The sequence below is a fragment of the Thermodiscus maritimus genome, assembly GCF_055382595.1.
Genome location: NZ_AP042434.1, coordinates 577,145 through 602,130, shown reverse-complemented (window position 1 = coordinate 602,130; position 24,986 = coordinate 577,145). Strand labels below are relative to the sequence as shown.

Annotated in this window: 24 protein-coding genes and 1 pseudogene; 6 read left to right on the top strand and 19 right to left on the bottom strand. The window is 53.9% G+C overall.

Going from position 1 to position 24,986, the window contains the following annotated elements:
* Positions 1-3: 3 nt before the first annotated feature.
* From ACZ47H_RS03300 to ACZ47H_RS03270, 7 genes are read right to left on the bottom strand one after another with little or no spacing between them, the layout of a single operon-like run.
* Positions 4-672, bottom strand: coding sequence for a hypothetical protein (locus ACZ47H_RS03300; RefSeq protein ID WP_464933765.1), 669 nt, complete (start codon positions 670-672; stop codon positions 4-6).
* A complete protein-coding gene (locus tag ACZ47H_RS03295) occupies positions 662-3,958 on the bottom strand; it encodes a DEAD/DEAH box helicase (protein ID WP_464933764.1) in 3,297 nt (1,098 codons plus the stop codon). The genes ACZ47H_RS03300 and ACZ47H_RS03295 overlap by 11 nt, the downstream gene beginning before the upstream one ends.
* 44 nt (positions 3,959-4,002) lie before the next feature.
* Positions 4,003-5,085, bottom strand: coding sequence for an NAD(P)/FAD-dependent oxidoreductase (locus ACZ47H_RS03290; RefSeq protein WP_464933763.1), 1,083 nt, complete (start codon positions 5,083-5,085; stop codon positions 4,003-4,005).
* 6 nt (positions 5,086-5,091) lie between these two features.
* Entirely contained in the window at positions 5,092-6,507 is a 1,416-nt protein-coding gene (locus ACZ47H_RS03285) for an FAD-binding oxidoreductase (protein WP_464933762.1), read from the bottom strand.
* Positions 6,497-7,678, bottom strand: coding sequence for a hypothetical protein (locus ACZ47H_RS03280; protein WP_464933761.1), 1,182 nt, complete (start codon positions 7,676-7,678; stop codon positions 6,497-6,499). The genes ACZ47H_RS03285 and ACZ47H_RS03280 overlap by 11 nt, the downstream gene beginning before the upstream one ends.
* A gap of 30 nt (positions 7,679-7,708) precedes the next feature.
* Positions 7,709-8,764: a radical SAM protein gene (locus tag ACZ47H_RS03275; RefSeq protein WP_464933760.1), complete on the bottom strand. Its 1,056-nt coding sequence runs from the start codon at positions 8,762-8,764 to the stop codon at positions 7,709-7,711.
* Between the two features lie 9 nt (positions 8,765-8,773).
* Positions 8,774-9,520 carry an MBL fold metallo-hydrolase gene (locus tag ACZ47H_RS03270; RefSeq protein ID WP_464933759.1) on the bottom strand — a complete coding sequence of 249 codons (747 nt, stop codon included), beginning with the start codon at positions 9,518-9,520 and terminating at the stop codon, positions 8,774-8,776.
* Between the two features lie 76 nt (positions 9,521-9,596).
* Here ACZ47H_RS03270 and ACZ47H_RS03265 point away from each other — a divergent pair, with 76 nt between their 5' ends.
* A complete protein-coding gene (locus ACZ47H_RS03265) occupies positions 9,597-10,082 on the top strand; it encodes a hypothetical protein (protein ID WP_464933758.1) in 486 nt (161 codons plus the stop codon).
* 11 nt (positions 10,083-10,093) lie between these two features.
* Positions 10,094-11,140 (top strand): hypothetical protein, encoded by a 1,047-nt coding sequence (locus ACZ47H_RS03260; RefSeq protein WP_464933757.1) that lies wholly within the window; start codon positions 10,094-10,096, stop codon positions 11,138-11,140.
* Here ACZ47H_RS03260 and ACZ47H_RS03255 read toward each other — a convergent pair.
* Both ACZ47H_RS03255 and ACZ47H_RS03250 read right to left on the bottom strand, forming a co-directional pair.
* On the bottom strand, positions 11,114-11,716 hold the full coding sequence (locus ACZ47H_RS03255) for an MFS transporter (protein WP_464933756.1): 603 nt from the start codon (positions 11,714-11,716) through the stop codon (positions 11,114-11,116). The genes ACZ47H_RS03260 and ACZ47H_RS03255 overlap by 27 nt on opposite strands.
* 10 nt (positions 11,717-11,726) lie before the next feature.
* Entirely contained in the window at positions 11,727-12,296 is a 570-nt protein-coding gene (locus tag ACZ47H_RS03250; RefSeq protein ID WP_464933755.1) for an MFS transporter, read from the bottom strand.
* Positions 12,297-12,438: 142 nt separating this feature from the next.
* On the opposite strand from ACZ47H_RS03250, the gene ACZ47H_RS03245 reads away from it, so the two are divergent.
* From ACZ47H_RS03245 to ACZ47H_RS03235, 3 genes are all read left to right on the top strand, one after another.
* On the top strand, positions 12,439-13,824 hold the full coding sequence (locus ACZ47H_RS03245; RefSeq protein WP_464933754.1) for a hypothetical protein: 1,386 nt from the start codon (positions 12,439-12,441) through the stop codon (positions 13,822-13,824).
* Between the two features lie 215 nt (positions 13,825-14,039).
* A complete protein-coding gene (locus ACZ47H_RS03240; RefSeq protein WP_464933753.1) occupies positions 14,040-14,888 on the top strand; it encodes a helix-turn-helix transcriptional regulator in 849 nt (282 codons plus the stop codon).
* 57 nt (positions 14,889-14,945) lie between these two features.
* Positions 14,946-15,932, top strand: a complete 987-nt coding sequence (locus tag ACZ47H_RS03235) for a zinc-binding dehydrogenase (RefSeq protein ID WP_464933752.1) — start codon at positions 14,946-14,948, stop codon at positions 15,930-15,932.
* 68 nt (positions 15,933-16,000) lie between these two features.
* Here ACZ47H_RS03235 and ACZ47H_RS03230 read toward each other — a convergent pair whose 3' ends face one another.
* The 6 genes from ACZ47H_RS03230 to ACZ47H_RS03205 form a co-directional block, all read right to left on the bottom strand.
* Positions 16,001-16,732 carry an HAD-IIA family hydrolase gene (locus ACZ47H_RS03230; RefSeq protein WP_464933751.1) on the bottom strand — a complete coding sequence of 244 codons (732 nt, stop codon included), beginning with the start codon at positions 16,730-16,732 and terminating at the stop codon, positions 16,001-16,003.
* Between the two features lie 7 nt (positions 16,733-16,739).
* Positions 16,740-19,460 carry an alanine--tRNA ligase gene (gene alaS / locus ACZ47H_RS03225; RefSeq protein ID WP_464933750.1) on the bottom strand — a complete coding sequence of 907 codons (2,721 nt, stop codon included), beginning with the start codon at positions 19,458-19,460 and terminating at the stop codon, positions 16,740-16,742.
* Positions 19,461-19,536: 76 nt separating this feature from the next.
* Entirely contained in the window at positions 19,537-19,878 is a 342-nt protein-coding gene (rpl12p, locus tag ACZ47H_RS03220; protein WP_464933749.1) for a 50S ribosomal protein P1, read from the bottom strand.
* A gap of 67 nt (positions 19,879-19,945) precedes the next feature.
* A complete protein-coding gene (locus tag ACZ47H_RS03215) occupies positions 19,946-20,971 on the bottom strand; it encodes a 50S ribosomal protein L10 (protein ID WP_464933939.1) in 1,026 nt (341 codons plus the stop codon).
* A gap of 21 nt (positions 20,972-20,992) precedes the next feature.
* Entirely contained in the window at positions 20,993-21,631 is a 639-nt protein-coding gene (locus ACZ47H_RS03210; RefSeq protein WP_464933748.1) for a 50S ribosomal protein L1, read from the bottom strand.
* A 105-nt stretch (positions 21,632-21,736) separates the two neighbouring features.
* The gene (locus ACZ47H_RS03205; protein ID WP_464933747.1) at positions 21,737-22,252 is read right to left on the bottom strand and encodes a 50S ribosomal protein L11; all 516 of its coding nucleotides are present in this window, start codon (positions 22,250-22,252) and stop codon (positions 21,737-21,739) included.
* A gap of 96 nt (positions 22,253-22,348) precedes the next feature.
* On the opposite strand from ACZ47H_RS03205, the gene ACZ47H_RS03200 reads away from it, so the two are divergent.
* Complete coding sequence (locus ACZ47H_RS03200; RefSeq protein WP_464933746.1) at positions 22,349-23,074, top strand: phosphoribosyltransferase family protein; 726 nt, start codon at positions 22,349-22,351, stop codon at positions 23,072-23,074.
* 86 nt (positions 23,075-23,160) lie between these two features.
* Here ACZ47H_RS03200 and ACZ47H_RS03195 read toward each other — a convergent pair.
* The 4 genes and pseudogenes from ACZ47H_RS03195 to ACZ47H_RS03180 form a co-directional block, all read right to left on the bottom strand.
* Positions 23,161-23,523, bottom strand: a pseudogene (locus ACZ47H_RS03195) (KOW motif-containing protein); the annotation flags it as partial.
* A gap of 14 nt (positions 23,524-23,537) precedes the next feature.
* Positions 23,538-23,714, bottom strand: coding sequence for a protein translocase SEC61 complex subunit gamma (locus tag ACZ47H_RS03190; protein ID WP_464933745.1), 177 nt, complete (start codon positions 23,712-23,714; stop codon positions 23,538-23,540).
* Between the two features lie 25 nt (positions 23,715-23,739).
* The gene (locus ACZ47H_RS03185) at positions 23,740-24,441 is read right to left on the bottom strand and encodes a TIGR00296 family protein (protein ID WP_464933744.1); all 702 of its coding nucleotides are present in this window, start codon (positions 24,439-24,441) and stop codon (positions 23,740-23,742) included.
* Positions 24,422-24,964, bottom strand: a complete 543-nt coding sequence (locus tag ACZ47H_RS03180; RefSeq protein WP_464933743.1) for a Mut7-C RNAse domain-containing protein — start codon at positions 24,962-24,964, stop codon at positions 24,422-24,424. Before ACZ47H_RS03180 ends, ACZ47H_RS03185 begins: the two co-directional genes overlap by 20 nt.
* Positions 24,965-24,986: the final 22 nt, after the last annotated feature.

The window sequence follows — 24,986 nt, the reverse complement described above, 5'->3', positions numbered from 1 at the left end:
CCCTCACGCTTTATTATAGATGAATAGGGCGTGGTATGGGTAGCCTCTCAGCCTTTCAATCAACACGCTAGGCTTCGGAGCAGCCCTGGCCGCGGCAACTATGAAGCCGTAGTCCATCAGGTAGATTCCACCGGTTCTGCTGGCTGCAACTATCCTCTCGTAGGCACCCTTCCAGGCTCCTTCAAAGGGCCTACCCGTGTGAGAAGTGTACCTCTTTATAATACGCTCAGCCATCTCCCCGTCCTGCACGGCCAGCGTCACCCCTCTCCCCCCAAGCCAATCCGCGGCAAGACTCATTGCATCAACAATCTCCCCTACACAGTCTGAGAGCCTCGGGCACGCAACCCTCTTACCCAGCAACCCAGCCGGCGGATCCCTTGGGAGACTAGCCCTTGGCCTAGCAAAGTACTCCTCTAGCCCCCTCCTCAAAACCTCGTTTACCATTCCCGTAGAGGTTTTGGAGGCCTGGAGGGCAGACTCTAGGAGATCCTGGAGGGCCCGGACCTTCTCCTCCTCAGACCACATAGCGGAGACGACCTGGCTGAACTCCTCAGGCGGGAGGATCTCTAGGGTTTCATGTTTGCGGTCCAGAGAGAGGTTGATCACCACCAGCTGAGCCCCTCTAAGCTCGACTGGAACATGTTCACTGCACTCTCCAGTCTCAATCCTCACCGGCCCAACTCTTATAGTGAGGGGCCTGTAGCCATCTATTATTCGAGTACACCGGGCAATACTGATAGGTAATTTCTCCGCCACTCCCGGCAGCTTCTCTCTGGGGCCCACAACTACTCCGCCGCCTAGGTCCATGTACCATGGGAGGTAGTTCTGATGGCTCCTCTCCTCTCCTAAACTTGTAGCCTGCTAGGGATCCTCGAAGACTCCAGTAGTCGAGGTAGCCTAGCCTCTGGAGCATGCTCACCGATTTCAAGCCCAGAATGGCATTGTGGAGTGCTTGTGTTGGGAGGACTATCATGGGGCTACCGCCAGTCCGTTCTCTAATAGCGTGCCAGAGGCGGATGATCGTGTTGTACGTTGTGGCGATAGAGGATGGGGTTGTCCTCTGCCTCCTAGCCATCCTCACCCTCTCATCGAAGTCCACAGGGTTATAGAAGGTGACTATCCTAGCTTCCCTTCCATCCCTCCCAGCTCTCCCAGCCTCCTGATAGTAGTCCTCTATGCTGTCGCTGGCCGTGAAGTGGAGGACCCACCTTATATTCGGAATATCCACTCCCATACCGAAGGCTTTTGTTGCAACAACCACTAGCGGGTCCCTCTCCCCGGAGCTAGCCTGGTATACGGTGTTCTCCCGGATCCTCCTCTCCCTCCCCGTGAGCTGGCCGTGGTAGCTGATGGTGGAGAGCCCAGTCTTCTCCCCCAGCAGCTCGGCGAGCTTATCAGCGTTCTTCCACTCCATGCTCGTCTTCTTAACGAATCCAGTATAGACTATACCCACCCAAGGCTCTCTAAACGATGAAGACCATTCCGCGAGCTCGCGTATAAGCCGAGCAGCCCTATCAACCCTCTTCGGACCCTCCTCCACCGGGACCACAGTAAACACAAGCTCCGGCCTCACCACTGGACCCCGGAATACTAGAGCACCTTCATCGGGATACTCGTAGTCGCTTGCCCCGTCGAGGTCCAGCCTCACGGTCTTGTACGTTGATACTCCGATCGAGGCGAGGGACCCTTCAACCACGTCATCCGGGGCCGTAGCGGTGAAGAGTGCCACGGGAGGCCAAGCATCGGTTTCCCTCAGGTTTGCCAGCAACTTCGCTGCGTGAAGGTATGCTGGCCTAAACGATTGACCCCATCTAGCAAGGGTGTGGGCTTCATCCAATACCACGAGAGTAGGCGGCGCTTCCACCAGCAGCTTGTTGAAGTCCTCGTCCATAAACCTCTCGGGGGTAACGTATAGTATGTCCACGGCCCCGGCCCGCGTGTATGAGAGGATCCTGGCCTTCCTCCTACCACTCACAGTAGAGTCTATCCTCTCCGCGGAGAAGCCATGCCTGCGAGCATTCTCAACCTGGTCCCTCATGAGGGCTCGGAGGGGTGAAACCACGAGCACGTAGCCGCCTAGGCCGAGCCTCTTCCCGATTAAGCCCGCCACCTGGAATATTGCGCTCTTACCGCTCCCGGTCGGCAGTATTGTATAGACGGGTTGATTGGGCCTGCTAGTCATCATCTCGACTAGGGCTGAGACAACTGTTGCCTGGTAGCCCCTCAACCTGTATCCGGTCCAGTGTTCCATGAAGACTCTCTCCGCCTCATCTACTACTTCACTTCTTGAAACCCTAACCGTTCTAGTAGCGGGGACCCTCTCCTCCCCAACCAGCTCTCCTCCCATGTGGTAGGCGAGCCTAGAGACCATGAGCCTTGAAACCTGGGATGCGAGAGAAGATATCCACGCCTCCAACTCTACGGGATCAGCGGGTTTACCGGGATAAGCCTCTGGATAGACCAGGACCATACGCTTGGCAATCCCTTTAAGCCACGGCATCCTGAGCAGGTCGCTCCACGAGGCGACAGCATCTAAACCCGTATCAATCCAGTCGTCAACATCTCTAGGAGAAGATACAAGGTATAATCCTAGCTCCCTCCCCGATATCGTAGCCGCGAGCCTGCTGGGGAGAACGTAGAGTGTGGGGCCACCGCCCCAAAGTTCCCTAGCAACCGATACAGCCTCGAGGGGGCCCCGGAGAAGGGGGGAGGCGGAGGCAACCCTAGGCTTAACTCCTAGGCCCCCTTCAATCTTTAACCCGGCCCGCCTCCTACAATCCTCAACCACACCAGAGCACTCGAACACGACATTATACATTGAGGGGTCTAGGATGCGGGCATCCTCCGGGGCAACCTGGAACCCTCCCTCCCCGGGAGGTGGGGAATCCTTGAGAAGGCGCTGGATGGCTTCATGGAGCTTCCCGAGCCAGGGCCTTTCCGGGTCCCGGTGAGGGACCCTCCTATAGTCTCCTCTCCTCACTGCAAGCGATTTGAGAGCGACCCAAGCCTCGCCTGGTAAGTCTTCGGGCCTCTCGCTTGGAGGATCTATTGTTTTAGGGATCCAGGTGGGGCAGGAGGCCCTCGGATGATCTGTTACGACAACTGTATCCCTCCCTATCCCACACCAAGAGTCCTCCCTGGATAAAGTGTTGGTGATCCACTGAGGGACCCCTATTTCATCTAGCCCATCAACTATACCCGCTATCTGGAGGGCGATGGAGGTCGCCCTTCCAACGATCTCCGCCCTAGAGCCTTCTATCCCGAGATGGTAGGAGAGGGCCGCAGTGGATAGGGGCATCTCCGGGAATACTATGCCTAGTATCCTCTCCGAGGATAAGCCGCCCCTGCAAGCCCAGGTAGCAAGGACTCCTGCTCCAAGGAGTGCTGCGATGGACTCTGGATGGATAGAGGCTTTTATCCTCGCCACCGCAGCCTCTGGTAGGCCTCTCGTAGTTATCGTCTTCCCTCCATCCCACAGCTCTACGACGCTCCTCCCGCAGTAGAGGGATGCTAGGAGTGGCCTTGGAGGCCTGTATCCGTAGGGTTCCAGGTAGGATGCCTGCCCCATTAGAATATGGAACCTAACAGCTTCATCAACTACCTCTTCTGGAACACTGCACCCCCTCTTGTATAGGAGGGTTATGGGCTCGTATAGCCCCCTCTCCCTCAGCCCATTGACTATTTCGACGCTGGGGCACTTTCCCTTGCTCGAGGCTAGGTGTATTATGGAGAGGTCTCGGCTCCTATCATAGGCGTCGAGGACAGCCTTCCATCCCAGCTCCGATTTCTGAGCGTATCTTCTAAGGAGGGCTAGAGTTATCCTCTTTAATGGCGGGGAGAATACGAGTGCGCCCAGCCCCGTCGCTTCCCTCAACGCGTATACTCTGACGCTGGCTAGGTATGCTAGGATCGGAATCGCTACTGCTACCATGAGGTATGCTATACTCGTGTTCTCCAACCTAGGGGTCCCTCCACTATGAAATGGTTTGGGGTTGGAGGGTATTACTTGGGTAAGACTCCACGAGCCATCCTAGCTACGAGCCTTGCTATTGCTGGAGCCGCCGTTAGGCCGGGAGACTCTATGCCTATAAGGTGTATTATCCTTTTAGACCGCTTGCTGTATCCTATGTGAAAGTCCCGTCCAATAGTGGTGGCGCGGAGTCCTACTATCACGTGGGGCTCTCCCCTTAGCTCGGCTTCTAGTAGGGGCTGGAACCTCTCCCTTAGCTCCGCCAGGTCCATCCCACTATACGAATAGTCGTCCTTCCCGGCTACGCCGGCATAGTTGGGGCCAAGCAGGGTCCCTAACCGGTGGGGTATGACTCCTCCACCCTTGGTCTCGCGGCCGGCGTCGAGCTTGAGCCATGTAATTATCGAGTTTACCCTTACCGTGCTGTAAACAGTCATCACCCCCTTTACGGGATAGATCCTGAAGCTGTCGCCAGTCATCGCTGCAACCTCGTCAGCGTGGAGGCCCGCAGAGTTCACGAGGAGCCCTGCCTTATACTCGCCCCTCTCAGCCTCGACAAGCACGTTGTCGCCGCGCACCTCTATGCCCATAACCCTGTCATTGTAGCTTATTGAAGCCCTCTCCTCCACGAGCCCCGCCATCTTCCTCGCAAGGCTTTCCGGGTCTACCACGCCGTAGCCCAGAACCTCTATGGCGATCTTTATCTCCCGGCTCGCCTCCGGCTCCACGCTCCTCACATACCTTCCATCAACCACCCTTACAGTGTAGGGTTTGGGGAGCTTCCTTCTAAGATACCAGGCGGCGCCTATAGCAAGTGGGTAGCGTAGTCTGCTCTTCAATGCTAAGTATGCGTTCACCCACCTAACTCCTAGGCCGAGCTCCTCGTCTAGTTTGTGGTAGAGGAGGTTTCCCTGTATGCAAAGCCTGCTCTTGAGGGAGTCGAAGGGCGGCTGGAGCACGTGTATTACGCCCGCGTTCCTGCTGGTAGCCTCTTTTCCGGGGCCATCCATCTTCTCAACCACTATTACGTCGTAGCCCATGCGTGAGAGCATGTAGGCTGTGAATAGGCCTACTATGCCAGCTCCTACTACTACTGCGTCGGCCTTATCCGGCATACTAGGCTACCTCATTCCCTGGAGGCCTGCCTTGAACCTGTCTTCCGAGTCTAGCGCCTTCTTGATCATCCCTGCTAGCTTCGTGCTTCCCGGGTACTCAGTACTAGCCCACTTGGCTCTAACCCTTCCAAACCCGTGATGGTGTAGTATTGAAGCTCCAACCCCTAATGCAGTCTCCAATGCAGTCCTCCATATCCTCCAGTATGTGTCGGGGTCCCTGTCGAAAACTATCGTCGTGTACAGGGCTCCACCGTTCCGGTAGAAGTGGGAGGCGTGGCTATAGGATAGTGCCACGCCCTGGGTCTTGTCTAGGGCCTCGTGGATCTTTTCGTGGAGCCGGGGGAGTATGCTCCAGTAGGTAGCCATGTCTATGGTTTCAAATGCGAGTCCTGTTGAGAGGACCATCTTCATGAGCCTGGAGTATTCGTAGCGGTTCCTCCACCATTCTTCAACGAGCCCCTCCCTCTCCCTGCCGCCGAGGGATTCGAGCAGCTCCTTAATGTGGTCAGCCTTCGCCTCCGCGACCCTCTGGGGGCCCATTACCTCGACTAGTACAACTGCCTCGTCTAAGCCGTATGTGAGCCTGGCCTCCCTTTCATCCTGGACTCTCATGAGCTGTGGAGGCTCCCACGAGTATACTCTCCTCGCAGCCATTATGGCTTCCGGGAATCCTGGTAGGGTATAGGATAATCCTATTCGAGCCTCGGGCTTCTCAACCACCCTCAACGCTACCCTCGTTATCACGCCGTAGGCTCCCTCTCCCCCGAAGAAGACCATGTTTACTCCAGGCAGGACTACGCCGCGGGGATTAGCCCTGCTCCCGACGATGAGCCTCTCTCCATCCGGCGTCACCACCTCGAACCAGAGGACCACGTCCTCAATATTGCCTATCCCAGGCGAGAAGGCCCCTGCCCCCAGGGTGCTTATGCTCCCCCCAATGCAGGCTAGCTTCTCTGACTGCGGCCTATAGGTTAGAGTATACCCCCTCTCCTCAAGCCAATCTATAAGCGATGAGATCCTAGCCCCAGCACCTACAACTACGAGCCTGTCCTCCGGCCTAAACTCCTCGACCTTATCGAGGCGGGATAGGTCTAGGAATACGCATTCGCCTCGAGGCTCAGTGTCACCCACAACATTGCTCATCCCGCAGACGGGTATTAGGCACACACCCGATTCTCGAGCGAGCCTAACCGCCTCCTCCACCTGCTCCGGTGTTTCGGGCTCTACTACGAGCTTTGGCACAGGTATACTCCGGCCCTGGAGCTTCCTCACAATATTGTAGGGCCACATGTCGAAGGGGGCGCTCCATCTATCGTAGTCGTCAACTACCACCTCACGGTATTTTTCATCTGGCCTCTCAAACCTTATACCGTGAGATCCAAGGAGCTCCTCGTACACCTCTACGCCATTCCTAGCCGCCAAAGGATACACCCCTAACGCAGTCCGGCCACGTGCCGTTTGCGCGTTCTACTACAACTATCTGCTCTGCCGGGTGGATCTCCGCCCACCTCCCGTGATCAGTGTCGATCACGAAGACGCCTGTGACCCTCACAACGTCACCCGGGCATACGCCCCCTCCCACCGGTGATAGAACACGGTAGTGGTCGGCCGGCACCACTTCGACGTGTAGTCCTCCCCTCCTCAAAATGATGTTACCTATCCCTAGAAGAGTCGAGTCGTTTACTTCTAGGTCGAAGCAATAGTCTCCATCACTAGCGATGCCGGGGACAGGCTTCACGACTCCCTCTACAGTCACGCATTGACTAATAATCCTCAGCCTTGAGGGGTCGTGAGTGTGTTGGAAGACGTTCCCAGATGCATGGCAGCCACCTGCCTCCTGGACAGCCCACCTATCGCTGCTCCAGCTGTGGGGGTTGAAGGGGTAGAGGGCTGCTCTCGCGTTATAAGCTAGAGGAGCACCTCCCGCCGCGAACCCTAATACCGCTAGTATTATGGCTGCCGCGGCGAGCCATGAGAGCTTGACGCTGGGGAGTCTCGTGTAGAGGATTGCTAGACCTGCGATCGATGCTAGTAGTAGGGGGATGGACAGGAAGGCGAGGGCGCTTAGCCAGTATGCGGCGAGAAGTACTATTGATGCAGTTGCGGCGAGAGGGTTGACTTCGATCCGGTTGAACCTATATATAGAGTAGGTGAAGGGGGCTAGTAGGAGCGAGTATATAGCTAGGCCCACGTGCATCCCGTCATCGCCGTAGATGAGGATCGCCGCTGAGAGAGCGAAGAGCTGCTCTAATGCAGCGAGGGATAAAGCAGCCCCCGCCGCGCCCAGCCTATGCTTAACCCTGCCGATCACGAGTACTAGGATGGGTCTCAGCACTAGGCTTGCAACAGCCACGGTTAGGAAGAGGCTCCTAGTATAGATGAGGATTGGTAAGGCTATGAGGTGGGCGGTGAGGAAGAGGAGGGCGCCTGTTAGAGGCGGGTATGCGAGGATCGCATAGTACTCTACCGCATATACTAGTCCATAGCCTACTAGTATGCCTGGCGCATTAACCATTGTAGAGGTGGCGAGGGCTCCCAGTAGTATGTAGAGGATGCTTGAGGCTCTAATGCGCAGGACAACCACCTGTTTCATAGAACACTATACACCATTATTATTTATCCTTTAGAGCGCCTCTGTAATGATTATAGTATCCTTCACGCTTGATACCCTAACATTTATAATGCCCTCACGAAGGGGGATGCTAGACCTAACAGTTACGAGCCACTCGTTGTCGAGCGTTACTGCGAGGTAGGTTCCCCTCAACCACCCCCTACCAAGCAGGCGCACCCGCAACCTCGACCCAGCCCTATACGGTACCATGTAGCGGGGGGCAGACCTAATCCCCCACTCTTCGGCCCTCCACGTCACTCTTAGCCCAGTCTCTTCCTCCAGCGTCTTCAGCCTCCTCCAGAACTCACTCCACGATAGAGCCTTCACCCCCCTCGGCCTCCTCCCATACTTGTGGATGTTGAACTTCTGGATGGTGGCTGGCGGCCATCTTTTACCAGCGCCTATCCTGTACGCCCATTTAACCACTTGGACAACGTCTTCATCGTTTACACCCGGAACCCACACGGGTGTTACGTGGAGGTCTATGCTAGTCTCCCTGGCAATATACTCGGCCATCTCTCTAACCCGGCCCACGTCGTACCAGGGGGTCCCTGTGAGGAGCCTCGCCTTCTCCGGGTCGAGGGTGTCTATACTGAGATTCACCCGGTCGAGGCCAGCCTCCTCCAGCTCGTCTACGAGCTCCTTCGTTAAAGCCCATCCGTGGGTCTCGACCGCGACGCTTGAGACTAGGCTCGCGTCTTCTTTTAAGAGGCGAACAAGCTGTGGGAGCCCCCTGTACGTAAAGGGGTCGCCCACGCCATCGATCAGCATCTCCACTCTAGTATTCTTAGCTCTAGCGACGCGGAGAGCCCATTCAGCAAGCCATCCCGGGTCTTCTACTTCGAACTCCCTTATCCTCCACCTACTCCTGGGACCGGCGTCCACGCTACAGAATATGCATGAGAGGGGGCAGAGAGTGGTTGGCCTCACCTGGAGTATGTTGGAGCCCCAATCAATAACTCCTATGAATACTGTTCCCACTAGGGGGAGCGGCTCTCCTATGAGTGCAAGCTCCCTCCTCCACCCCGTCAGCTCGATTACCTTGAGCCCTCCAGCTATAGGCCCCACCCTCACATGCTATATGCTGACTTGAAGCCCCCTAACACCCACAATAACCCCCCTCCTCCTGGAGCTTCTAAGTCTAGCCCTGAGCTCCGATAGGCTCTCGGGAGATAGGTGGTACGCTATAACTCTTCCAGCACTGATAGAGGTTGCAGTGTCGAGGAACTCTGTGACAGTAGTGTGCCCAGAGGCGATCGCCGCCTCCCTATTGCTCGAGGAGAGTGTTGCCTCGTGGAAGACAAGCTCCGCCTCCCTCACGGCTTCAACTATACTTTTACTTGGCCTGGTATCGCTTAGTACTGCTAGGAGAACCCTGCCCCGCTCCTCTATTATCAACCCATGGGTTGGGACCTTATGCTTCATTTCCACAGTTCTAGCCCAGTAGCCCTCGATCGAATAGTATCCACTTATCGAGTCAATAGCCAGCTTTAAACTATGGGGGAGGTGCGGTGGTATCAAGGTGGAGGCTTCCCCTGCAACCACCGGTGCGGCGAGAATCCTCAGGCGAGGATACCCCTCAGCTATCCTGGCCACTGCCAGCTGCGGGAGGCCGGCCCAGTGATCTATGTGAGTGTGGGTAAGGAATACTGTATCTATATCGCATGGCTTGTAGCCTGCCATGCTAAGCCCCGTAAGGCAATCCTCACCGCAGTCTACCAGTAGTGGGCTTCCGTCAACGTCTACGAGGATCGAGGGTCCCCCATACCCGGGAGGCGGGTATGAGCCCCCGGCTCCTACAAGAGTTACAAGCAAGCTCCCCACCTTCCCTACCCGGGCCGTTGAAGTAACATATTATTTCCGGGTATGGTGGAGACTACTATTAACGGTGTGGCCCCCTTTGACGGTTATTCAATTCCTGTGGGAGCTTTTCCTATGGTCTATAGGACTAGGCCTTATAGTGATACTCGTAATCCTTGTATTGAAAATACTGCCTGAGAGCAACGCTACGAGTTCGGCTGTAGTGAGATTCTATTATAGGCTTGTTCCACTAGAGAATCCTCCCGAGGATCTCATGGAGCATCTCCACTTGGAGCTAGGTAAGAGGGGCGTCTATAACGATCTCAGCGACGACGGTTTAGTGATAAACGATGTAATATATTGGCGTCTAAGCCTGCAGGAGTACTCTAACGGCAAATACATATCCGTAGAGGCTGGGGTAAAGACGTGGTATCTTATTCTAACAATTATTGGCGTCTTCCTTTTCTTCGTGGCGGGTGTCGCGCTCGGGCTCCTAGCATATTTGAGGTTTGTTGAGAAAAGAGATGTTATAAGGAGTGTACTCACAACTATTACGGGCGACCCCAGGCTAGCTGCACAGCTATAGGCGGTGGACACATGCTGGAGGAAGTAGTCGAAGCTATCCGTGAGAAGCCGCTCATAGTGTATAATTGGAACCCAGACAGTCTTATATCAACGATCCTAACCCTCACATATGCAACTAGTAATGAGGAGGCTCGTGTACTAGCACTCGACGATTGGCGGCCGAGCATTAAACTGTTAGAGAATATTGCGGTGAAGTCGAGGAAGGCGAAGAGCCTAGTACTAGTAGGGCTGGGCTGGAGTGGACCAGATATAGATCTCCTAGCTCCAATGGTACTCGCCCCAGTAGTGGTTATAGACCAGTCCTGGCACCAACTCCGCCCAAGAAGGCCCAACGTGATCTACTATAACCCCTCCCCGAAGGGAGAGAGGATTGGCAACTGGCCCAGCGTCTCAAGCCTCGTATCCATCGCGTTGAAGCACCCCCACCCGTTCCTAGCCGCATCGGGGATTGTCAGCGTTATGGGAGAGACTGCCAAGTCGAACAGGCTGTACCAGACCCTCATGACTATGGCTGGCCTCGACCACAACTCTGATTATGAGCTAGCATATGACTGTGCAATGCAAGCCTATGGTATAACAAGTATGGGGGAGCCAGGCATACATGGCGATGTCGCTAGGAGTATTGTTGAAGTCGGCGTAGACCCCTGCAAGGCTATGCTGAAGGACGCCCTCCTCACGTTTATGAGGGGCTCCGCTGAGGTTACTCTGGAAGAGGCCATCTCCAACGCCAGCGTCCGGGAGAATGGCGGCCTTACCCTCGTTGAGGCTAAGGGTTATGGAAGGCACGCATTCTATGTGGCAAGGCACTATGCTTTAGAGTACAGGGACAAGGTGGTGCTAACCCTCTACGAGGATAACATGACAGGGAGGAGAACCGCCTGTGCATGGAGCATCTCCGACAATAAACCCCTAGCAACACTATACCCGTCTCTCCGGGGCCTAGGCTATAAGGTGATAGCAAACTATCATGGACTAGTCAACTACATATGCTACACTGGGAAAGCCCCTGCGAGGAAGCTGGCAGAAGACTTCCTAGCCGCTGCCAGTAAGGGGGGATGAAGGGCTTCCACTCCTCCTCTCGACCCACCTGCCAGCAAAGTAAGTAAATGCTCCAACTACTGGGAGGAGGAGGGTCGCTACAATAAGCCAGTTTACGGGCCCGTAATAGTTCATGAACAATCCCGCCGTCGCTGTGCCCGTGACCCAGCCAAGGTTAAAGGCGAAATTGTAGAGGCTCGACGCAGTATACCTTTCGGATTCCGGCATCCTCGAAATGATATACACGTTCCCCGCCACGACTATCACTGCGTAGGAGACTCCCTGGATTACTTGTGCCAGAACCGCCATCCAGAGGCTTCTAGTATAGTAGTATGTGAGGAATACGAGGCTCGTAGAAGCTATGCCGGCAGAGTAGTACTTCAGCTCCCTCCCCCTTACCATATCCGCTATGAACAAGCTGGCAGCGGCCTGCACAACAGGATTTACCGCAAGAGCCACAGCGGTTTCTAGGATGCTTAATCCGAGTATCTGGTTGAATAGGACTGAGAGGATAGCGTAGACTCCTGAGGCGAGCGTATTCCTGGCTAAGAGGCCGGCTAGTACGACCCAAACGCTCTTAGGAGCCCTCGCAAGCACTTCCCAAAAGCTAGATCCGAGACCTCACGCGTGGGAAGCTGGTAGACAATGATACAATAGAGGCTAGTAGGCTTATCAATGATGCACTGTAGAACATCCACTCAAATCCAATATACGTTATTAGGAGGCCTCCAACAATAGACCCAGACGCCATACCCGCAGCCATCATGAATGCATTAACACCAACCCCCCGGGAGACTCCAAGATACAGGCTAAGAGCTCCCAGCGCGATGGGGAACGATGTGGAGAGCCCAAGCGCCTGTATGATCCTCGTCCCCATCAGGGGGGTAGGCTTAGTTAAATGTGCCATAAGGTAGACTGCTAAGGCGTTTAACAACATGCCAACAGCAACTATCCTATTCGGGCGTTCACTTCTATCCCCCAGCCTTCCAACTATAAGCGTGGAAGGGGTGATTACTAGGAAGTAAACCGTCGCCAAGAGCTGGACTTGGAGGTAGCTGAAGCCATTTATCTTGGCGTAGAGTGATAGCCAGAACCCCACGCTGCCAACCGTGTACATGTATGCGAATACAGGCAATCCATACTCTATGACCCTAAGCTTGCTACGTTCTCCACTCATTACCGGATAGTCACCTTCGCCTTGTGGGAACCATTATATCGATTACCAATATAGGCTTTCCCTCGATTCCCGGAACCAGTCCCGGAGGGTCCCTAATCTAGTATGAAGGGGGGTATGATCTAAACGAGAAAGGTGAACAGGCATGAGGCACGGGTTCAAGAAGGTCATTGGTGGAGTCTTCATCCTGCTAATGATAGCCCTGTCTCTAGCCTACCCACTGACGGCCCTCGCACAGTCAAGCGACGAAACCAGTGGGACACAGAAGAGCGGGAGAGGAGCCGAGCTTCTAGCCGCCAAGATGTATGTTAATAGAGTATCATTATTAATTAATAGAACCCTTGAAGTAGCCGAAGAAAACAACATAACTATACCAGATAACCTAACCAGCCATATTGATCATGCACGGCAACTCCTACAAAAGGCTAGGGACGCTCTCGAAGAAGATAATGCTTCGCTCGCAGTAAGGTATGCGGCCCAGGCATCGCAGGAATTCATAAAGGTATCAATATATGTCTGGACCCACCTGTCTACAGAAGCCCGCCAGAACCTCGAACAGGAGAAGGTGATAAACGCTATTGAGGCCAGGCTAGCGGCACTCCACCACCTGAAGCTCATAGTCGATAAGCTGAAGGATGCCGGAGTCAACACTAGCAGGCTGGAAACCATAATCCTACAGGTTAACGAGACGCTCAACAATGCATTAGAGCTGGCGAGACAGGGCAATATCACCGGTGCAAAGATGCTCTTAGCCCACGCAACCGATGATATAGGGGAAGCTATGAGGGCTACCCTGAAAACCTCCCACAAGAGCCTCCATGGCGCAATAGCTACTGCGGCTGCTATAAGGAAGACTACAGGAGTACTGCATGGAATAACCATGCGGCTCAACGAAACCATACAGTACATAGAAAACGGGAGCACTAGTGAAGCCTTAACTAGGCTGTACAAGATCGAGGACGCCCTAACCACCCTAACAGCATACCTTACCAGAGTCCACGAAGCCATGGTAGCAAGGAACCTTAGCGAGGAGTACCTGAATGCCGTTGAGCTACTATTAAACGCGACTAATACCAGCACAGTCTACATCAACGACTCGATAGCCAGCCTAGAAGCCAACGATACAAATGCCTCAATAATGTATATTGGAATTGCAGTAGACGTGCTCTCAACAGCAATAGACTCGCTGAAGGAAAACAAACTCCCCAACATAGTGATAAAGCAGGTCAAGGAGCTAAAGATAACAACCATGAAGGCGAGAGGGCTAATAAAGTGGAACAAGGCTAAGATGTACGCCGCACTATCAATGCACCTCGACAAGGAGAAGGTTAAACTGGAAATACTGCTACACCGGTATCAAGAGGGCAAGATACCCAAGATTAAGCTGGTGAGGGAAGCATTACACACGTACAAGGAGTTAATAGTATTGAAGCATTCACTAGGCCCCAATGCCCCCGACTGGCTGCTGAAGAAGATAGACGACCTACAAGAGTGGATAAAGACAAACATACCAGAAGCGGTACAAGGATAGAATGGGCATATAGGGGTCGCGGATAGCACATCTGTATAGATGGCAGGCCTTCAGCCGCAATGCAGGTGCGGTTATAGTATAGGGAATGGTGGAGAGCATTGAGTCCAGCAGTGCGTATCGGGGCCGGTAGGGGTAGGGTAGGAGTGGCTATAGCTCTATTCTTTCTTTTTCTTGTAAGCGTTACATTTTCTCCTTCACTAGCCTCTTCCGGTGGGTTGGACTCCTGTATCGAATCGCTCATGATAGTATACCCTGATGGAAGTGTTCTCATCAACGAAACGATACAGGTAAAAGAGGCTCCAGCAAACGTCACGATACACTTCATCTCGCCACCAATCTATGCATATGCAGTGGACTATAATGGAGAACCGCTCCCCCTCGACTATAATAGTTCCACCGCTGTAGTCACAGTATATGATAATGGAAGCTTCACCCTCTCCTACTACACGCTTAACTTAACCTCAAAGAACGGAGATGTATGGACGCTATCATTCACCCCGGAGTGCCCTGTATACGTACTCCTGCCGTCAAACGCTGTTCCAATATCCATTAATCCGACTCCAACCCCTACGATAGTAATGAATGAGACAGCCCTGCTCTTCCCTGCAGGCGCCGGCATAACCTTGAACTACTATCTCCTCCCCGGCCAATTCCTCACTACGCCTCCGCCAGGCTCGAGTGAAACAAGCGAGACAAGCGCCTCCCCACCTACTGGAGAGAGCAGGCTCGGATTGTACGCTGGGATAGCCCTAATTATTATAGCTATTGCAGTAATTATTTATATAATTATGCGCAGGAGGGGGAACCGTGTCAGCGAACAACTTCCACCCACTAGTAGAGTGGAGGCGGGCACCTTAGATGACAGGGATGAGAGGATACTGGAGGCACTTAGGAAGAGACCGATGACCGCTCCAGAACTGATGAATGAGACAGGAATACCGAAGACACCCTTGTATAGGAGGTTGAAGAAGCTGGTAGAGGAGGGCTATATTGAGTATAGTGAGGAGAACGGCGTTAGAATATATAGGTTAAAGGAGGATCAGGGGGAGGATAAGAATAGGTAAATTAAACAATAGATTATATCCTGTAGATATACATTCTTTCTCCGGGGCCGATTCCCAGTGGATGGTTATAGGACCGTGAGGGTTACGGGAGCGGTTCTCGAAGAGTTCCGTAAACCCTTCGTTGTCAGGGAGTTTGAATACCAGGTGCCCGAGGACTGGGTCGAGGTAGAGGTCAAGGCTGTCGGGGTATGCGGGCGCGATACTGTGGTTTGGAAGGGTGGCTTCCGAAACCTAAAGCCTCCGCTCCTGCTGGGACATGAAGTATTCGGCTATCATGATGGTGAACCCGTTGGAGTATTCCCAGCGTTAGTTGTTAGCGAGGAGTGTAGGAGGAGGATGGATACCGACCCTGCAGCCATATGTGGGCCTGGTGAAGCCTTGATACTCGGCGAGAACATCCCGGGGGGCTACGCTGACCGCGTATATGTTCCCAAGTGGAATCTGGTGAAGCTCCCCGACGAAGACTTTCCAAAGTATGCCGCGGCAGTCTGCGGCGTAGCCACCCTGATGAGAGCGGCTAGGGTTGCCAGGATAGCATCTGGCGATAAGGTGCTTGTCACGGGGGCTAGCGGCGGGGTTGGGATCCATGGTGTACAATACCTTCGCCTCCTTGGTGCGGAGGTCTACGGCTACACGAGGAGCCCGGAGAGAGCTAGGATACTCAGAGAGATCGGGGTCAACCCGGTTACATCCCTCGACTTCTACCGGGAGATGGGGAGGGTTGACGTGGTCCTCGAGCTGGTTGGAAAGTACACGTTCAACGACTCTATGAGGGCCCTTAAGCCTCGTGGGAGGATGGTTCTAATCGGGAATATCTCGGGCGAGCCGTTGGAGCTGTTGAGGCCGGCGTTGCTGGTTATGAGGGAGCTGGAGATCCACGGGTCCGCCGCCTACTCGAAGAAGGAGTATGAGGCCGCTGTAAGACTAGTGGGTGAGGGGGTGGTTAGAGCCTTCTATGAGAAAATGCCCCTCTCTCAGATAAATAGGGCATACGAGATCGTTACTAGTGGAGAACTTGTTGGTAGGATGGTGTTGGAGCCCTAGCCACGGCAGAATCCTATTAAACCATCCTCTATTGCCTTGCTGAGGCTCTCGGCGACCATGAACCCATTTCAATCCTCCGGGGGTATCCTAGTGACTCCTGTTAGGACTAGGAGGGAGTCTATTCCAGCCTTCACACCCATACTCATGTCAATGTCTACTCTATCTCCTACGAGGAGGGGGTTGCTCGGCTTCCCAGCCCGCTCCAGTGCTAGCTCGAGTATCCACTTCTCGGGCTTTCCAGCGTTATAGTCTGCCTTCCTCCCAGTAGAGGTTTCTAGGAATGATACTATGGCCCCAGCCCCCGGTATTGTTCCTCCCGTTACCGGGTAGGCTGGGTCCCTGTTGGTTATGAGGAAGAATGCTTTATTCCTGGTGAGGGCTTTATGGGCAGCCATCAGCTTATGGTACGTTATGTGCCTGTCGAGGCCCACGACAACGGTGTCGGCATACCTCCACTCTGTCACGCTGAAGGCCAGGTGGCCCGCGAGCTGTAGCTCGACTATAAGGCCCTCTTCCCCGATAGGGTAGACTCTCGAAGGGCCGCGGTGCCTCTTCAACCACTCGGCGGCGCTGTAGGCGCTGTTCACTATTCTGGACTCTGGTATCTCCCTGCCTATGGCGTCGGAAAGGAGGATTGAGTAGATCCTCCGGCTCCTGGTGGCGTTGTTGGTTAGGAATACCACATTTACCCCGGCGTCTATGGCTTTTCTTATTGCCCGTATATTCTCCTCTATAAGGGTTCCCTCGAGCCAGACTACCCCGTCGACGTCTAGTATTAGTGCGTCGTAGCAGTTGGGCATTAGAGGGTCACCCTAGGACTCGGGAGACTAGTTTTCTCACGAAATCGTCCAGCGCGCTCCGGGGTAGTCTTGCGCTTGCATATGTTTTGCTCCCTCCTCCTTTCCCGTTATAGGATTTAAGGAGGTCCCTTACTACTCCGCCGAGATTGACATTTAGCTGTGAGCCTATAGCTATATCGGCTTGCACTGTCCCTTCTTCAGCATCGCGGTAGATTACTACGAGTCCATCGTCAACTTTCTGGGTCAGTCTTCTCAATACATCCTGTATGACCCTTCTATCGGTTTCAACAGCCTCTGCAACAACGTACCTGTCCCTCTCTAGCCGTGATAGGAGTTCTTCTATCCACATTTCACGGTATCTTCTAAGGGATTCCTCCATCGCCTCCATTGACTCTAGCAGGGATTTTGCCTTCTCCTCTAGGTTTTGGGGCTTCGCTCCTATCGCCTCGGCTACGCTTTGTATCTTGTCCTCTAGCTCTTCTGCGACCTCTGAAACCCTTGTACCCGCCACGTACTCTAGCCTAACTACGCCATCCTGTATCTTTGAGGCTGATATGATCTTGATAGCTCCCGCCTCACCCGTGTTCTTGAGGTGTGTTCCTCCACAGGCCTCTATATCCCAGTCCTCTATCTCGACGAGGCGTATCGTTGGCGTCTTTGGCACGCCTCCCTGGTAAATCCTGAAACCGTACTTCTCCTCCGCCTCTATACGGGATAACTCCATGAATCTAAGGGGTCTTCTCGAGTCAACAACCATATTGGCGAGCCTCTCGATCTCGCGGAGCTGCTCCTTTGTTATGGGCTTATGATGTGTTATGTCGAGCCTAGCCTTCTCCGGCGTCTTCTCGGCGCCGGCCTGCCATACGTGCTCTCCGAGGACTCTCCTCGCAGCACCTAGTATTATGTGTGTCGAAGTGTGATGCCTCATTAGCCTGTATCTCCGGGGCCAGTCTATGATCAGCTTAACCCTCGCTCCAACCGGTATATCAGCTTTCTCGGCGAGTTCATGGACTACTGTTCCACCAGCCTTCTCCACCCTTACGACCTTATACTCTACTCCGTCATAGACTATTACGCCTGTGTCGTGGAGCTGGCCACCTCCGGTGGGATAGAATATTGTCTCGTCGAGGATCAGGTACTTGCCCTTCACCCCGATAACGCGGGCCTCGTGAACCCGCTTATACTGGTCTTCGTAGTAGACTTTCCTTGTCGGATTGAAGGATGAGGCCCACTCAACTATATCATCTGGTAGGCTCGCTTTCTCCTCAGCCTTCTTGATCTTGGCCGGAGCTTTATGCCTGCTGGCGACCAGGCTGTAGAAGTTGTGGGGTAGAGGGACCCTTACGCCCATCTTGGCGGCGAGCTCCGCTACTATTTCTGGGGGTATACCGTGGCTGTCGTATAGGTTTACTAGGTCTTCTACTGTGATCTCCCTTCTCTTTTTGAGCATCCTCCTGACTATCTGCTCTCCTTTCGAGATAGTCTCCTTGAACCTCTCCTCCTCCCAACTCGTGGCGTCTAGTATGTAGTCGCGGTTCTCGGCAAGCTGGGGGAAGTCGCGGCCCCAATAATCTATCTGCATGTCGACAAGCTCGGCTAGGGATGCCTCGGCGCCGAGAAGTCTTAATTGTCTCAGCGCCCTCCTTATAACAAGCCTTGCAAGGTATCCCTCGCCGGTGTTGCTTGGGACTATCCCGTCTCCTAGCATTAGGGCTATTGTTTTAGAGTGGTCTATTATACTATAGAGCCTGGCCTCTCTTTCTAGGACACGTCTAACTTCCTCCACGTCTATTCCGGTATTGGAGGCGACTCTTTCATAGTAGGCTTTAAGGCTCACTGGATCCTCCGGGTCAAGGTTGCCTGCCGCCCTGAAGGCCGCCCAGAGTATCGCCTCTTCCGGCTTCTCTACGCCTAGAATGCTCCTGTACTTGTCTAAGAGGCTACCGTATATTGTGTGGAATGCTGTGGGTGTCTTCCTCGTATACCATGCAATCCTTTCAACACCATAGCCTGTGTCGACTATCTTTAATGGTATATCCTCGTAGCGGCCGTCGACCACCTTGTACTTCATGAAGACGAGGGTTGCTAGTTCTAGGCCTCCAACCGTAACCTCGAAGCTCGGCCCCGCGTTGCCGCCTCCCTCCCACCAGGACTCCTTGAATACTATCTGCTCCGGCGGAATGCCTAGCCTCTTCGTGAAGAACTCGTAGGCTAGCCTAACGGTTTCCTCCTTCCAGTACACCTTCTTATCGGGGTAGTTGAAGGCGTGGTGGGCTGCCATCTCGAATGTTGTTAGGTGGCGTCCTATCGTTATACCCACGTTATCTATGTCTTCGAGCCTAATGCTGGGCTGGCTTATGACTAGAGGGTTGGCTGGTGGAGGTACTAGGCCGCTTGTGACGTGGGGCTGGAACACTACTATGCTGGCAATTGTCAGGTATAGGTCGTCCCTCCACCTGGCGACTACGGGGCGGGGCTTCACTGGAGTGTGGCCGTTTTCCTCGAAGAATGATATGAATTCCCTCCTGGCCTCAGCTACTGATAGGACACGTGATGATGGTATCTTGTCGAACCAGTAGTCTACGCATGGAGTGTCCTGTGGCTCCTCAAAGTCTGGGTTGAGAGTCCAGAAGTATTCTCCTTTACACTTCTTACCCTCCTTCCGGATAAAGCCATGTTCCTTGAAGAAGTCCAACTGGTATTCTTTCGGGTCAATCGGGGCTGTCATGTCTTAAACCTCCCAGTTTGAGAAGGATGGCTTTACGGGATTAAGAGGTTAAGAATAGATTCCGGGGTGGGTGGGCCTAGAAGCCGAATAGGCCTCCTAGGCCCTCGCTTAGATCGACTTCCTTCTCCTCCTCCTTCTCTTCCTCTTCCTTCTTCTCCTCCTCGGCCTCTCCGGACTCTGCTGCTGGGGCTGCGGCTGGAGCTGCCGCTACCGCCGCTACTGGGGCTGCGACTGCGCTCTTCAGCACCTCCTCCAGGTTGATCTCGCTTAGGCTTGCTACTAGCATCTTGATCTTGGCCTCGTCGACCTGGAGGCCGAGTGCCTCGATTACCTTCTTGAGGTTCTCCTCATTTACCTCCTGGCCCGCATAATAGAGTGCGAGAGCCGCGTGGATGTATGCCTTCCCCTCTTGCGCCATCTCCATCCACCTACCTCTCATCCGTCACTTCACGGCTTGCTTTAGAATATAAAAATCATATTGGGGGCTAGAAGCCGAATAGGCCTCCTAGGCCCTCGCTTAGATCGACTTCCTTCTCCTCCTCTTCTTCTTCCTCCTTCTTCTCCTCCTCGGCCTCGCCAGCCTTCTCCTCTGCGGGTGCCGGCGCTTGTGCCACTGGTATCTCTTCTATCCCCAGCTCCTTGGCTTTGTCGCCTAGCGCTGCTATTACTGCTAGGGCTTCGCTCACCGCCCTTCCCACCACGTACTCTGCGACGTCGCTGGTTAGGAACCCGGTTTCTCCAGCTATTGCTCTTATTGCCTGTTCTGCCTTGACTAGCGCCGCTTCTACCGCCTCCGGTACTGGCAGGTAGACTATCTCCGCTGCTAGGCCTAGCGCCTCCCTAGCAGCCTCCAGCACATCGTTCTTGAACTCCTCAAGGTCTACCAGGAGCTCTTCTCTCGGTATTACTACCCCGCCGTCATAGGCTGCCACTAGTTTTAGGCCTACCTCGAAGGGCTGTATGCCCAACTGTTGTAGTAGACCAGCCAGCTCTGTGCTTATAACATCGCCCGGCTTCGCTACTACCGTGTCCTTCTTAACGTAGACTGTCCCCTTCCTTATCTCGTAGGGGATCCTGAGCTTTCCGAACACGCTTAGCATTGGGCCAGGGGTTATCCCTGTGTCTCCCTCGGGTATGACTATCTCCTTGTCAGTTACCTGCCCTGGCTTCGCGGGGATCGGGACCTTCTCCTTCTCTATGAGCCTGGCCATCTTGAAGGGGTTCATTTTGGTGAAGAGGAGCATTGTGCTTCCTGTTATGTACTTCTCTATCTTCTCCTTCTCTATCCCGGCCCTCTCCGCCGCGAGGAGTATGAGGTTCTTCTTGGCCACCTTGAATACAATGTTTCTCCTAAACTTCTTCCTTATGAGCTGGAGCTGTTTGGTGGGCATTCCTGTTAGGTCTGCGATGCCCACTACAGGGTAGGTTTTGAAGTACTCCTCTAGCTCCGCTACAACCCTCTTCTTCCACTCGGGTATCTCTCTCCTCTTCTTAGCGTGTAGAGCCTTCATACTCACAACCAATCACCCCCATTAGAGCTGGACCTGGACGGGGGGACCCATAGTCTTTTTAATATATACTTTTGCTATTTTCTGCCTACCGAGCTTGCCCTCAACCGTCGATAGAACTGCTCTTATATTCTCGGCTATCTCTTCGGGCTTCATATCCTCCGTCCCGACCCTAACCATTATCTGGGGCTGATTCTTAGTCCTCACCCATACTGCAAACTTGAACCTGTTTACTAGAGCCTCGATATCAGCGTTGGGAGGAACTGGCGTCGGCGCCTTACCCCTAGGGCCTAGCGCTGGTCCAAGGGTCCCTCCAGCGAGACCCATTAGCGGCGCCATAACCAGGACCCAGTCACACTTCTTGGCGAGCTTTTTAGCAGCCTTCCTGTCCCCCCTCAGCTTCTGGAGCTCCTCCCTATTAATCACGGGGACTCCCAGGGCCTTTGCCTTGACCTCCATGTCGCCCTCGGCCACCACGCATATGGTGGGCTCCTTCGAGGGCTTGTGGGGAAGATATACTATCTCCCTTATCCTCCCCTCAGGGCTTCGGAGGTCAACGTCCTTTAGAACTATTACTAGGTCTATGCTCTGCTTGAACCTCCTTGGCTTGCCCAGGGAGATCGCCTTAGACACTGCCTCCTCAAGTCTTCCATCCACAGACATCTCTTACCCCCCTAGCGGGCCCCGTGTAAGGGCCCTCCTCCCCGGGCATGCTCGCCGGGGAGTCGTTTATGGTGTATCTGGGTGTAGGGATTAAATAATACTCGGTTACTCTTCCTCCTTCTCCCACTCCTCTTCGTACTTGGCTAAGACTGCGTCGTAGAGGCCTTCCTCTATCTCCCTCGTCACCTGCTTCGGATCCTTACCATCCACTGTTATACCAATGCTCCTAGCAGACCCTAGTATGGTCTTGACGGCGGCCTTCAGAGTCTTAGAGAGGAGCTGGGGCTTCTTCTGCAACGCTATCTCAATGATCTTCTCGATAGGTAGATCTCCTATCTTCTGGTGCATTGGGTCGCCCGGAGGCTCCTTCGCGCCAACAGCCTTTAAGAGGAGAGCGGTGGTAGTGGGTATTCCCACCTCTATCCTGTACTTCTTAGTCTTAGTATCTATTATTATCTTGACAGGTATCGTCATTCCTTCGAACTGCTTCGTCTTCTCATTGATCTCGTCTACCACCTGCTTCACGTTCAATCCGAGCTGCGATAGCATAGGCCCTAGTGGGGGTCCCGGCCTAGCCTTGCCCCCCTCAACCTGCACTGTCACAGTCTTCTCGCTGGGCATTCCGCCTCCACCAACCACTCACCTATGAGGCGATCAACAGTGAATTTTAATCCTATCCCATCCCCCATCACTACGATAACCCGGGGTATCCAGCTATTGAACAAGCTGGAGAAGACGAATAGGAGGATACTGGCTGTACAAATGCTAAGGGCTGCTAGGAGGTTCTATAAGCTCGTATACCTCTCCGAGGTTCTCGGCATCGACCCCTCAGTGCTCTCCCGGTATGCTACTGGGCAGACGCTTCCAAGCTATGAGCAGGCGGTTAAGATCATCCATGTTCTCCGGGAGAGGATCAACCTCCCAAGCCTAGTGCTTAGAGAGGCTGAAGGCCCGAACGGCATGATAGATCCCTCGCTTCCCTTAATGGATAAGAACCTCCTAACCCTGATAGCGATAGAGTTCTACCTCCGCCTTGAGGGAAGACGGGTATCCAAGATCCTGGTGCCCGAGACGAGTGGAGTCGTATTGGCCACCGCAATCTCAATGTATGTAGACGCAGACGTTATAGTGGCTAGGAAGAGGAAGACGAGCCCTCACCTCAGGTGGATCGAGGCCCACGTCACTGCTCCGCCCAATATTAACAGGTCCTTCTACGTGCCCTACAACTCTATAAGGAGGCGTGATAGGGTTGTGATCGTTGACGACTTCGTGAGGTCCGGGTACACGTTGTCATCCATGGTGAGGATTATTGAGGAGGCCGGGGCTAGCCTGGAGGGAGTCCTATCACTCATAGTCTTTGGGGAAGAGTGGAGGAGGGTCTCCGGGGTTAGAGATATAGACGCTATAGTGAGGATAGGAGAGGCTATTAAGCTTCCTCGCTGACAGGCCTGACTTGCTCCAGTGGGACTGTTATGATCATTCTGAAGTCTGATTCGAGGAGAACAAGAATCCACTTCTCCCCTTGTCTCGTAGACCTCTACCACCTTACCCTTCATCCCCCTAAATGGGCCGCTCACAATCTCCACTATCTGATCCTTGGACACCATTGGTACTTCAACGACTGGAGCGGCGAGCCGGACTGCCTCCTCCTTCTTGATTAGCACTGGCCTCCTCCTCTTCACATCCCTTAAACCCCTTATCAGGTCGAAGAGGTCTCCCGGGTTGCCAACCTCTACTATGAGGGTTCCCCTCAGCTCGAGCGGCACTATTATACTTCTAATATCTAAGCCGAGAGCCAGTGCTCTCTGTCGGAGTACTAGGGCAACTCTCTCCTCGGTTCCACCTGTTACGTAGATGGCGTAGAACCTTGACGGGTGCTCTTGCTCCGACACCTTCTACCACCACTCTAGCTTGTTAATAGCACGTATACTAGGTGGATGATGTAGGCTATTCCTCCTACCAGGGTGAATCCCAGAAAGTTTAGCTTTGTAAGCAGCATGAACTCCTCTTCGTCGGGCCTCCTCGAGAGGACGAGTATTCTCCTCCACGCATTCCAGTACTCCTTTAACTTGCTCGTCACCATCCCCTTGCCACCGCAGTAGACTAGGCTATAATGCCTCCTCGAATAAGTCTGGCTTTATGCCCAGTTTAATTAGTTTCGCATGGTACTCGTCTCTTAGGCTCCTGTATTCCACCGGGCCCATCGGGTATTTCTCCCTCCAAACCCTAGCCCTGAACCTGTATACTCTTGTAGCCTTGTCGAGCCAGCAGTCGGGCCATAGTCCAGCCTTTATACATGTCTCTGAGAGGAAAGTTGTCCTATCCCATACCTCGTCTACCGGAACGCTTGGTAGGAGGAGGCCAGCATACGGGGGCCTCTCCACCACCAATCCGTCCCTCCCAATCAGTATATTCCCGCGCCTCTCGCCAGGCGTGTCACCGAGGTACTCGTAGTCTGATAGGACTGAGACCTCGAATGTCACCTGGTCCAGCTCATACTCCTCCATAGGCGGGAACCTTGGATCGTTGAAAGCGGAGTTTAGAGTGGAGTCTATTACTGCCTCTATCAATGGCTTCACAGGCCTGGTTACACCTATGCACCCTCTAAGCTCACGCTTCCCCTCACCGTAGTAGGTTTCAATCGTCACGAATACTGCCCCAGGCCTTTTCAGCAGAGGATTGACGTTTGCCGGAGGAGTGGGAGGACGCCCCTCCTTGAAATAGTGCTCCAGGACCCTCCTAGCGAATTTCACCAGGTATTCTCCGTGCCTGTGTGAGAGTTCCTCCGGATCAACTGGTTTTCCCAGCATGCTTCACCGCCTCCACCAGCCTTCTAGCCTCTTCAGCTATTTTCCGGATATTCCTCCAGTGACCCCCCTCCCAGTATACTCTGCCGCACCGGGGGCATAAGTAGAATGTAGAGTACCTTTCATAAGCACCGGGAGGGACCCTGTCTTTGACCAGCTTTTTATCCCTCACTACCACGAGCTCCGCGTTACACTCGGGACAACGGCTCCTCGAAGGATCGGGGTCAAGGTGTATACCGAGCTTTAACACGAGCTCCGCGAGCCTCTCAGCAATCTTATCAGTGGAGACGTATACTGAACGGAGGCCCTGCTTACGAGCCCTTACATGCAGGCCCCAGTCCCTGGTTAGTATGACTCTGCCAGTTTTCCTGGCTATGCTTAGGATCTGGTAGTCGCTGTAGTTCCTAGAATATAATACGTCGTAGCCGAGTATCCTCAGCCACCGTGCAACCTCGCCGAGCATGGCGTCGGCTATCATGGCTGTCTTCTTATCGTTCCTACTTGTTCCATTATCCTCGCTACTCATCTCTACCACTGCATTTAGAGAA